The following is an 11,586-nucleotide window of genomic DNA, read 5'->3' as shown; positions in this document are numbered from 1 at the left end:
GGTATTTTTAAGATTGAGCCTGCTCGTAATACACCGGACTCGGAGAAACTGTTTCTATTTTAGCTTTGAGAGGAACAGCTAAAACTCCTTCTGCCAAAGCACTTCCTTCTTTTTTGGATTTGAATATTGGCCACAAAAATTGCGCATACCATTCTTCTTGTTTGTATGATTTCATGCCGTATGATTTTGGATATTTACGGGTGATTAAACCAGTTCCGAAAGTGATATCCCAGATGAAAAACATGTTTCCGAAGTTGCCTTTAAAGTGTCCAACGCCATCTCCGCTTGTATCTGCGTGATGTGCATGATGTGTTGCCGGAGTCGAAATTAAACGTTCTAACACCCACGCAATTGGATGTAATATTCTGTATTTATAAAAAGGTTTGTCCCATTTGATACTTGAATGTGCACCAAGAGTGATGAAACTTTTGATCACCAAAACAAACAATGCCGGTAATCCTAATCCTAAATAGGTTAAGGTAGCTGTTAAATAAATTTGAGAGAAGAAAACGGTATAGATAAAGTTTTGTCTCGAAGCCATCGCCATTCCCATATATGGAGCCGAGTGGTGCGTTCTGTGGAATCTCCATAAAAACGGAACCTGATGGTGCAAACGGTGGTACCAATATTGCGTTAAATCATCTGCAATTGCAATCAGGAAAAAACCTCCCCAAAACGGAACCCATGAAAGTGAGTTAGCCAAATTTGGGATTAAATAAGGTAACGCAGTTAAGCTAAAAAAAGCAATTACGGGTGGTAAAAGTACTTTTGGAGCTAAGAAACAAATGATGTCTACTTTGCGTTCCTCACCTGTCCAGTCATCATCGTATAAACCTGCTGTAAATTCGATAACTCCCAAAACTAACATAAAAACCGTTAATCCCCAGGTACGAATGTGTTCGAAAGCGGGTTTTGAAAATTCTAAAAATGACGGTAATGTAAGGTGTGATTCTGTTATAACGCCATTTGTGAATTTAAAATAAAGAAAAATTGCCACTACCGGCAGTGAATATATTACCAAACTGATACTTAAATCTCTGATTAGCCTTCCTCTTGAATTGTGATCTATTATTGCCATGATATCTTATTTTAAAAAATTACTAATTAATGCTAAACCTCCCGCCAAAATGACTAGCGGAACTAAAAAAACAATCGCTCCCACGATGATTTTTTTCCCTATAATTTCAAAGTCTACTCTTTTCATATTTGTGAAATTTATTTTTTAGTTGTCAAATATGTAATCGCCTTTATTTATTGGTGTTTGTTTGCACAAACTTTTTTTAGTGGCGATTTCATGATTTCTAATTTTATGTTTATAACTGTATTGAAAATCAGTGTGTTTTTGATTAACGTAAAAATAAATAAAATAATATTCTAATTCTATGGATTTAGTAGAGTTTTATTTATTATTTTTTTCAATATTTGTTATAATATGTATGGATTATTATTTTACTTTTTGAATGACTGGCAGCGTCTCCACCGTTAAATTTTCTCTGAGTTTTTCAGAAGGCAAATACAAACGAATGATCAGGCTTGTTTTTTGAACATCGTTGATTGGCAGCCAGTTTTCTTTTTTTTCAGTTTCCGAAAGATTGATTTTATACGAAGTACTATCCGCTTCATATTTTACATCTTCAAGATTATAGCTGTATTTGTTGATTGGGTTTTTAATTAAAAAACCATTTTCGTCATACGCCGTAATACTCCAATATTTAGCATCCAGTTTTTTTCCGCTAATTACGTAATCAGCTTTAGGATCTAATGCGTTGCCTTCGCTATCAGTATTTGTACTTAAGTAAATCACTTCTTTTTTAGTCAGGGCATAAGGTCCATAAACCGCCACTTGTGCAATGGTTAGCAAATCGGCCGAGTTAAGGTCTTTGTCTTTATCAACCGTTTGCCAGTTGCCAATGATGCGTTGCGAGTCGCTTTTGCCGGATTTGATGTTGTAAACACCAACGGCGCTGCCTAGTACGATAGCCAGAATGATCAATGCCACTCCAAGACCTATCTTTTTAATTTTTTGATTTAAAGCCATTTTTATTTGATTTTAAGTTGAATATTTTGTTTTTTTAGGAGCTAATCCCGCTATCCGTTCCAATCTTTTGTGGCGCTAAAGAAGCGCCACAAAAGGATTTCCACTTCTATCGGGGCTAGGCCAATCTTTGTCGATCTACTCACAGAGATCCTTCGTTGTTACTAATGACATTTTTTTTGGAATTAAAATAAAAAATCCGTTTAAATCCGCGTCTTTGCAAAGCAAATCCGTGTCATCTACGTATCATGACAAAGATTGTGCTTACGATTGCGAATGATGGATTGAAATCCATCCCTACAATATATTTTGTTCCTCCGGAACTTCTTAAAGAAAGATTCCAACGGAATGATTTTACTTAGCTAACTTCTCTACCGTAACACCATGTTGCAATTCCGCTAATGTTTTTACCGGATAGGCTTTCGAAACCAAATAACGAAACAGAATTAATCCTTTTGTTGTTGGACTGTAAATGATTTTCTCTTTCGGAATATTTTTCAAAGTTTCTGAAGTACTTCCTTCAGGTGCTAAATAATATTCGAATTTGGCTTTTACTTTTTCTTCGTTTTCAACGAAGAAATTAGTGGTGTTTTCCTGATAAGCCGAGATAGACCAATACGTCGAATCCGGAACGTTACCTGAAATTTTCAATACATTTTCTTTCAAATCATAATTGATTGTCGAATACAAAAAATCTGGATTTGGTAACGGAATCACTCTGTTTTCAGAAGTTGGCTGATTTCCAAATTGAGGCGTATTGATAACACCCAGACTTTTTTCGGCAAATTTCTTTTGAACATAATAAGGAGTTACCCAAATTGTTAAGTAATAAAAGCTTACTGCAATTACTACAAGAACCAAGGCAAAAATACCTTTTTTGATAAGTGGTTTTACTGCTGCCATACTTTACTTGTTTTAAGATCAGAACCATTAAGCATGTTTTTTACAGCATGCTTAACAGCTTTGAAGGGTTAATTATTTATTTTTCTTGTGAACGCGTTGTTTCAAAACATCCTGCCAGTCGATGAAAGGGTAAATGTTGTTTTTCTTAGCCTGATCATCAAAAGCAGCCTGAAGTTCTTTTAATTTCTCCGGATTTTTTTGGGCCAGATTTACTCTTTCGTTAAAGTCAGTATTCAGGTTGTATAATTCCCAAACATCATTGTCGTAGGTACTTGGTCCTGTGCTTTTAGCCAAAGTGCCATTATCAACAATATCAATAAAATCGGGATGATGCGGTGCCGCAGCTTTCCATCCGTCTTTGTACAATGCTCTTGACCCGAAGATGTAGTAATATTGAATTTTATGTCTTGAAGGTGCTTTTGCATCAGCATAAGAATAGGCTAATGATGTTCCCTGAATAGAATCCTGAGCAATTCCGCGGATTGCTGCCGGAGCTTTGATTCCAACAGTTTCCAGAGTGGTTGGCAAAATATCAATTACGTGACCGTATTGCGTACGAATTCCAGGAGTTTTGATTCCTTTTGGATAATAAACAATCAACGGATTACGGGTTCCTCCTTCAGAATGGGCGTCTTGTTTCAGGTTTCTAAACGGCGTATTTGCGGCTAAAGCCCATCCGTAAGGATAATTTCCTTCAACAGCTTCCGGAGTTCCAAGCAGATCAATTTTTGCAAGGTTTTCTTTTACAGCATCTTCTTTGGTTCCATTTCCGAATAATTTTTTCAATAACGGCTGATCAATTGTTCCGGATTCTGTTCCTTCTTTACTCGCTCCGTTATCTCCTAAAACAATATAGAAAACCGTATTGTCTAACTGATTGATTGTTTTGAGGTGATTTACGATTCGGCTTACTTCATAATCCGTATATTCCAGATATCCGGCGTAGATTTCCATAAAACGAGCGTATAATTTCTTTTCGTCAGGACTTAAAGTATTCCATGCTTTTACGTATGAGTCGCGTGTTGGCAATTTTGCATCGGCGGGAATTAAACCTAATTTCTTTTGGTTGGCTATCACTTTATCGCGGTAAACATCCCAGCCTTCATCAAATTTGCCTTTGTATTTATCGCTCCATTCTTTGGCTACCTGATGAGGTGAATGTGTTGCTCCGGGCGCATAATACAAAAAGAAAGGTTTGTTGGGTGCTGCACTTTTCTGGCGGTCGATATAGGTAATGGCTTTGTCAGTGATCAATTCACTTAAGTGTTTTCCTTTTAAATCGGCCGTAAATTGGTTTTTAGATTTATCATTTCCTGCATTATTAAGCCTTGTGTTTCCGTTTAACCAGGTTTGATCTTCAACTAAATCAGGATTATACTGATCGGTTTCTGAACCTAAGAATCCGTAAAAATGATCAAAACCTTTTCCGGTTGGCCATCTGTCAAACGGTCCTGCATCTGTAGCGTCTTCGTCTGGCGTAACGCCGTATTTACCAACAGCAAAAGTGTTATAGCCGTTATCGCGTAAAATCTCGGCAATGGTTCCTGCCGAAGACGGAATTCTGCCATCATATCCGGGGAAACCAGCGGACATTGCCGTATGTGAAAATCCACCTACGTGAACGGCGTGTGCATTACGTCCTGTTAATAATCCGGCACGTGTTGGTGCGCAAATCGCAGTGGTGTGAAAGTTGGTGTAACGCAAACCGTTATTGGCTAAACTCTCAAAAGTCGGGGTGTTAATCAAGCCTCCAAATGCACTTGTAGCTCCATAACCCACATCGTCTAATAAAATCCAGACAACGTTTGGCGCGCCTTCCGGAGCTTTTACAGGATCTGGCCAATATTCTTTAGAATCGGCTAAAGTTTTACCAATTACACCTTTGTAATTTGGGTCTGGTTTAATTTGTGCAAAACTTAGTTGCGCGAGTATCAAGGCAGTAATCAAAAGCCCTTTTTGTTGGCTTTTGATTGTATTATTAAATTTCAAATTTTTCATTAGATTAAATTTTAAATTATTTAATGCGTAATCACTGTTTAACTATTTTATTTTATTCCAATCCTGGACACCTACTTTTACTGCCCATTGCTGATGTAATTCAATGAGGGTTTGGAGCAATTTTGGTTCTAATTTTGCTACATTTTTTGTCTCTGTCCGGTCTGTAGCAAGATTGTACAACTCCCAGGGTTGATTGTTTTCGGCAACTGCTTTCCAATTCCCTTTTCTTATTGCTTTGCTGCCTTCATGTTCCCAAAATAAGGCTTCATGTGCATCAGATTGTTGTCCTTCAAATTCTTTTTTTAGGCTGATACCTTCTAAGGGTGTTAGACTTTTTCCCTGAAAAGTAGCCGGATATTCAAAATTGGCATACTCCAAAAGAGTTGGAAAAATATCTATCACATGACTTACTCTGTTGCTTATTTTACCAGCCTTAATATGCTTTGGATAATACGCAATAAAAGGAGAAGCAATACCGCCTTCGTGGGTGTTCTTTTTGAATAATTGAAAAGGTGTGTTGCTCACATTTCCCCACGGACTTTCGTAACTGTCAATTGATGCAACTGAACCTGGTGTTCCGTTTTTTTGGGTAACATAATTCCAGTTTTTTACATCATCGGCACTTCCGCCATTATCCGAAAGAAAAAGAATCAGGGTATTATCTTCTTCTCCCAACGATTTGACTTTCTGCAGGATTTCTCCAATCCCGGTATCCATTCTGTCGATCATGGCGGCATAAATTGCCATTCTGGTATCCCACTTGTCTTTTTCTTCGGCACTTAATTTTTCCCAATCGGGTACTTTTTCAAAACGATTTGATAAGTCCCAGTTTTTATCAATGATTCCAAGTTCTTTTAATTTTTTAAAACGGCTAGCTCTCAATTTATCCCAACCTTTGAGGTATTTGCCTTTGTATTTTGCAATATCTTCCGGTAATGCCTGAATGGGCCAATGTGGAGCATTATAAGCCACATAGAGAAAAAAAGGCTTTTGCTGATTGCGCTGTTTTTCTAAAGAACGAATAGCGAAATTGGTAATCTCCTGTGTCAGATAGGTAGCAGTATCCGTGCGAATAATTTCTTTATCTCCTTTCAAAAAAGTAATTTTTCTACCGTCGTTATACAAAGGTTGCGAGTTAAAATAACTACTTCCATTGTTTTGTAAAGTAAAAGAATCATCAAAACCACGATTCACTGCCCAGGCTGATGGCACTAAACCAACGTGCCATTTTCCGGAAACAATGGTGTTATATCCTGCCTGTTTGAGTGCCTGCCCAATTGTGATACAATGCTCGTTTAAATATCCCTGATAGGCAGGAAAGCCTTTGTCCTGAACCATGTCACCAACGCCTGCCTGATGCGGATACAAACCCGTAAGCAATGAAGCCCGCGAAGGACAGCAACGTCCTGCATTGTAAAACTGCTTTATAATAAGGCCGTTTGTAGCGAGCTTATTTAAGTTTGGTGTTTTAATTTCTGAGCCAAAAGCACCAATGTCTGAGAAACCTAAATCATCTGCCAGAATGACGATGATGTTAGGTTGCTTTTTCTGTGCAAATAGCTGGGATTGTACAACAACCAATAGGGCGATAATGAGCAGTTTTTTAATCATTGTTATTTTTTCTTATGTAAGCCTTTTATTAATATCCGGGATTTTGTGGCAAACCTACAGGATCAAAACTTCTTTCGCTTTGCGGAATAGGATATAGATTATTTCTTTCTGAAACAGAGTTTTTTGCCGTTACTTTTTTTACTTCTGTAACTAAGGTTCCCCAGCGTACCAGGTCAAACCAGCGTTGTCCTTCCTGAACGAATTCTTTTTTACGCTCTTCCTGAATAGCAGCTCTAAAAGTGGTTTGTGTTAATCCTGCTAAATCTACAGTTGCGTCTGGTGCCGCAATTGGTTTTCCAAAAGCTCTTCTTCGAACCTGATTAATCAATTCATAAGCTTCCGGTGTTGGTGCACCTTGTTCGTTTATGGCTTCTGCCAATGACAATAAAATATCAGCATAACGGATAATAGGGAAATTGATAGCGACATTTCCGGGTGTAGCCAAATTGTTAAAATCGATATATTTTTTGAAGATTGGCTTTGGGAAAGTATAACTATTTGTTGTACCCGGAATAGGTAATGTTTTAGCATAACTTACATCTCTACGAGTATCTCCCGGCGCATAAATATCATAAAACAAAGCTACATCTGAGATGATGTCTGCCGGTTCTGTGGCTGTATATCCAATGAATGATGTACCTTGAAAATTATTTCCGCTCGATCCGTTTCCTGCCTGATTTGCTTCGAACTGAACGGAGAAAATGTGTTCTTTTCCGTTCTTTTTAGCTTTATTAAAGATATCGGCAAAACTTTCGAAAAGAGCATATCCGTAACCGCCATTGATCACTTCTCTTGCTTTTAAGATCGCATTTGGATAATCTTTTCTGGTCAGATATACTTTGGCTAAAATCGCTTTTGCAGCTCCGGAAGTTGCACGTCCGGCGTCAGCGCTTGCATAAGTTGAAGGCAGGCTTTCGGCATCTTTTAAGTCTGTAATAATTTGTGTGTATACGGCATCAACAGTTTCTCTTCTTGATTTTAAACTTTCTAATTGTATAGATGTTGGCTCGTGCAATACGATTGGAACTCCACCCCAAAGGCGAACGGCCTGAAAGTATAATAAAGCTCTGATAAATTTGGCTTCATTGATTAATCTCGTTTTAATGGTTTCTGTTCCTGCTACTTTTGGGATATTATCGATCGAAACATTGGCTCTGTTTATCCCGTTGTAAATTTGTCTCCATGCAACCTGAACACGATCATTTGTGGCATCATGTGTCAAACTGCTCATGGCTCTTACCTGAGGGTTTGTTGCAGAAACTCCTGCTGCAGCATAGTCAGACCCCATATCTGTTAAAAAATAAAGATTCCTGCCAAATAAACTTTGTTCTCCCGGATCAAGGCTTAAAGCTGCATAAGCCGCTGTTACGCTTGCAATAGCATCATCCTGGGTTTTAAAATAATTGTCTTCGGTTACAAAAGAGGTTGGTGTTACCTCTAATTCTGTGCACGATGCAAGTAAAACGGCACTTAGTATGATTGTTATTAATATCTTTTTCATTGTATATATTTTTTACTTAGAAAGTTATGTTCAGACCGGAGATGAATGTTTTTGAGTTGGGATAAGAACCAAAGTCAATTCCCGGATATAAGTTGTTTTGTTCATAAGAACTTACCTCTGGATCATAACCGGTGTATTTTGTCCATGTAATTAAGTTTTCTGCAGAGATGTAGAATTTAATGCTCTTGGCACCTAATTTTTGAGAAGCGCTCTTAGGCAATGTGTAACCTAAAGTGATTAATTTTAATCGTAAAAAAGAAGCATCTTCTACATAGCGCTCTGAAACTATTCCAAGTGGAGAACTTGTTGCTCTCGGAATTTCGTTGCTCGGATTCGTTGGCGTCCAGCGATCATCAAGGGTAACATTGGCATTTGTGCCAAGAGTAGAAATTTCTAATTGCTGATTTAAGGCATTAAAGATTTTTCCGCCATACGATCCCTGAAAAGAGAAATTAAGATCAAAATCATGATAAGAAACTGTGTTGCTGAAACTTCCAACAAATTTAGGTTGAGAACTTCCAAGGTTTCCTTTATCAAGAGCCGAAATTACTCCGTCTCCATTGGTATCAACATATCTTCTGTCCCCCACTTTAGTATTGGCTAAACTGTTGATTTTTGGCTGTGTATTCACTTCTTCCTGAGTTTGAAAAATTCCGTTTGTCTTATATCCCCAGAACGTTCCTAAAGGCAATCCTACCTTTACTGTCACGGGTTGTTGTTGTAATAATGAACCATTTGGAACTACAGGGAAAAATTGATCAACTCCGTTTCCTATTGAAACTACTTTGTTTTTGTTAGCAGAGAAAACAAAGTTCGAATTCCAGGAGAAATTTTCTGTTTTCACGTTTTCGGTAATCAAACCAATTTCGATCCCTTTATTTTCGACACCGCCAATATTCTGTAGTACTGTAGCGTATCCTGAAGTTAGCGGAACCGGCACATTGATCAATAAATCTTTCGTTTTCTTATAATAAACATCAAAAACAAAGTTTATTTTTCGATCTAATAATGATAAGTCCAAGCCAACATTGTACTGATTTGTTTTTTCCCATCTCAAATCCGGATTGGCCAATCGGGTAGGGGCAAGACCCGTTTGTAATGTTCCTCCAAAAGCATAATTTACAGAACCCATTTGCGCAAGGGAAAGATAGTTTCCAATTTCCTGGTTTCCTGTCGTTCCTGCTGTTATTCTAAGTTTGGCTTCGGTGACACCTTTGATGTGATTGGCAAAATTCTCATCGGTAATATTCCATGAAAATCCTGCTGATGGGAAATATCCCCAAAGAGATTCAGACCCAAATCTTGAAGAACCGTCTGCACGTGCAGAAACTGTAAAGTTGTATTTTCCTTTATAAGAATAGTTTACTCTGGTTAACCATGATTTTAGCACACTTTCGAATGCATCACTATACGGTTTTACAGGAACACCATCTTGCAAAGCATTATAAGTATTGGCATCATTTACAAAAGTATTGGCACCTGCATTTACTACTTCTCCTTTTGTATATTGAAGCGTATATCCTCCTAAGGCTGAGAATTTATGATCTTCGCCAAAAGTAGTATTGTAATTCAGGGTATTTTCGTTCAATACAGAACTTACCAATCGGTCGCCAACAGAGGCTAATCCTTTGGTTCCTGCGCCACTGGTAGTCGTTGACGGAGCATAATAATTTTGTTTTGTGTAAAGTACATCGCCGCTAACAGCTACTTTTGCGGTTAATTTTTTGGTAATTTTATATTCGCCAAATAAACTGGTCAGAATTCTGTTAATTTTAGTTTCATTGGTTGTACTTACCAAATCATTGATCGGGTTTGCTATAATACCGTTTACTGCGGTTGCATAAGGATTATTGGTTAAATTGTAACTTCCGTCAGCATTTTTAATAGGTACTACCGGCGGCTGATACAAAGCAACAACCAGCGGGCTGGGAGATCTTCCGGCAGCAGCGCCACCATTTGTACCCACACCATTTGAAACAGAGTTACTATAATTAGCATTTACACCAAATTTAAAATTCTGGGAATAATTTCTTTCGTAATTAACACGAAGCGAAATTCGTTTAAAATCGGATGCAATTACAATTCCGTCTTGTTGAAAATAGCCTGCCGAAATTGCATATCTGGAACGTTCATCTCCACCTGAAAATGATAATTGATGATTTTGTACCGGAGCTGCAGTTCTAAAAAGGGCATCTTGCCAGTCATAACTTCCGGATGTTTTAAAAGCTTCTATCTGAGCCGCAGAAAAAGAAGGTGCCTGACCAATACTAGCCTGAACATCATTGCGCAAACTTGCCCATTGGCTGGCATTCATTAAATGTAATTTTTTTGAAACATTTTGAAATCCAAAGTAACCTTGGTACGATATGTTATCTTGTCCTTTAGTTCCTTTTTTAGTCGTGATAATCACAACTCCGTTTGCTCCGCGTGATCCGTAAATAGCTGTTGCAGAAGCATCTTTTAAGACTTCAATCGATTCAATATCACCAGGATTAATAGTAGACAAAACGTTTACTGTTGCACCTGCATTCGATACTCCGGCCGTACTGTTATTATTGTCGTTGTAAATTAGTATTCCGTCTACCACATAAAGCGGTTCATTACCAGCCGTAATCGAGTTTCCTCCTCGAATACGAACACTTGAAGAAGCTCCGGGACGTCCTGAACTTTGTGTAACTACCACCCCTGGAATTGCACCTCTTAATAAGTTATCTGCCGATGAGGTTACCTGGGCTAAATTTGCTTTTGGAACAGATGCTACAGAACCTGTAATATCTTTTCTTTTTTGAGAACCGTATCCAACAACTACTAATTCGTCTAGTTCCTGGCGTTCTTCTTTTAAATTGATTGTGATTGGATTTTTGTCAACAATTATTTCGGCTTTTTTATATCCAATATAAGTTACAATTAAAGTATAAGGGAATTTTTGTCCGGTTTGAAAATAAAATTTCCCTTCTGCGTCTGTCTGAACCCCGTGGGTTGTACCCTTAATATTTACCGAAGCCCCTATAATAGGTTGGTTTGTAACATCATCTACCACAGTTCCGTCGAGCTTTGATTGTATAAGAGGTGTGGTATTTTGGGCATTAATTCCTGCTGATAACAGAAGGATCAAAAGCAATGAGTATATGTTTAAATTTTTTTTCATTTCTTTGTACTGGTTTTGAGTAATTAACAAGGCAGCCTGAAAGTTGAATTTTCAACTCTCTGATTGTTTCCTTGATTTAGTGATAAATGTTCTTTAAGCCTTGCCATTTCTGTTGCCGCAGAAATGGCTTTTTTTATTTACAGCAACAATTTTGCATCTTTTTCATCTTAGTTTTTTTAGTTATTAGTTATTTTCTTTTTAATTTATAGGTACAGTTTCAATACATCCTTTCGATGCAAATTAATGTATCAAGCAGATTTTTGTATTTTCAGTAAGTATTTTTTTGATTTTTTTTAAAGATTCGTTTTTAAATCAATTCGATGTGAGAGAGGGATCGAATGCAAACGAAAAAGATGCCGGGAATTAGCAACAGAAGCACATATAACAAAA

The 11,586-nt window shown here is 37.6% G+C and carries 7 protein-coding genes; all 7 read right to left on the bottom strand.

Going from position 1 to position 11,586, the window contains the following annotated elements; genetic code table 11:
- Positions 1-7 precede the first annotated feature (7 nt).
- Positions 8-1,078 carry a sterol desaturase family protein gene (locus tag ACQY44_RS00545; protein ID WP_428228473.1) on the bottom strand — a complete coding sequence of 357 codons (1,071 nt, stop codon included), beginning with the start codon at positions 1,076-1,078 and terminating at the stop codon, positions 8-10.
- 366 nt (positions 1,079-1,444) lie between these two features.
- Entirely contained in the window at positions 1,445-2,038 is a 594-nt protein-coding gene (locus ACQY44_RS00540; protein WP_428228472.1) for a DUF1214 domain-containing protein, read from the bottom strand.
- Between the two features lie 351 nt (positions 2,039-2,389).
- Complete coding sequence (locus ACQY44_RS00535; protein ID WP_428228471.1) at positions 2,390-2,938, bottom strand: DUF1254 domain-containing protein; 549 nt, start codon at positions 2,936-2,938, stop codon at positions 2,390-2,392.
- A gap of 72 nt (positions 2,939-3,010) precedes the next feature.
- The gene (locus ACQY44_RS00530; protein WP_428228470.1) at positions 3,011-4,936 is read right to left on the bottom strand and encodes an arylsulfatase; all 1,926 of its coding nucleotides are present in this window, start codon (positions 4,934-4,936) and stop codon (positions 3,011-3,013) included.
- Positions 4,937-4,978: 42 nt separating this feature from the next.
- Complete coding sequence (locus ACQY44_RS00525; RefSeq protein ID WP_428228469.1) at positions 4,979-6,547, bottom strand: arylsulfatase; 1,569 nt, start codon at positions 6,545-6,547, stop codon at positions 4,979-4,981.
- A gap of 28 nt (positions 6,548-6,575) precedes the next feature.
- Positions 6,576-8,048, bottom strand: coding sequence for a RagB/SusD family nutrient uptake outer membrane protein (locus ACQY44_RS00520; RefSeq protein WP_428228468.1), 1,473 nt, complete (start codon positions 8,046-8,048; stop codon positions 6,576-6,578).
- Between the two features lie 16 nt (positions 8,049-8,064).
- Entirely contained in the window at positions 8,065-11,196 is a 3,132-nt protein-coding gene (locus ACQY44_RS00515) for a SusC/RagA family TonB-linked outer membrane protein (protein WP_428228467.1), read from the bottom strand.
- Between the last annotated feature and the right edge of the window lie 390 nt (positions 11,197-11,586).

The organism is Flavobacterium sp., assembly GCF_965277525.1.
Taxonomy (GTDB): Bacteria; Bacteroidota; Bacteroidia; order Flavobacteriales; family Flavobacteriaceae; genus Flavobacterium.
This window is presented reverse-complemented; position numbering and strand designations above follow the sequence as displayed.

Excerpts from the sequence above, each read along its gene's own strand:
- ACQY44_RS00520 (WP_428228468.1), bottom strand. The coding sequence starts at position 8,048 with ATGAAAAAGATATTAATAACAATCATACTAAGTGCCGTTTTACTTGCA.
- ACQY44_RS00515 (WP_428228467.1), bottom strand. The coding sequence starts at position 11,196 with ATGAAAAAAAATTTAAACATATACTCATTGCTTTTGATCCTTCTGTTA.
- ACQY44_RS00535 (WP_428228471.1), bottom strand. The coding sequence starts at position 2,938 with ATGGCAGCAGTAAAACCACTTATCAAAAAAGGTATTTTTGCCTTGGTT.
- ACQY44_RS00525 (WP_428228469.1), bottom strand. The coding sequence starts at position 6,547 with ATGATTAAAAAACTGCTCATTATCGCCCTATTGGTTGTTGTACAATCC.
- ACQY44_RS00540 (WP_428228472.1), bottom strand. The coding sequence starts at position 2,038 with ATGGCTTTAAATCAAAAAATTAAAAAGATAGGTCTTGGAGTGGCATTG.
- ACQY44_RS00530 (WP_428228470.1), bottom strand. The coding sequence starts at position 4,936 with ATGAAAAATTTGAAATTTAATAATACAATCAAAAGCCAACAAAAAGGG.
- ACQY44_RS00545 (WP_428228473.1), bottom strand. The coding sequence starts at position 1,078 with ATGGCAATAATAGATCACAATTCAAGAGGAAGGCTAATCAGAGATTTA.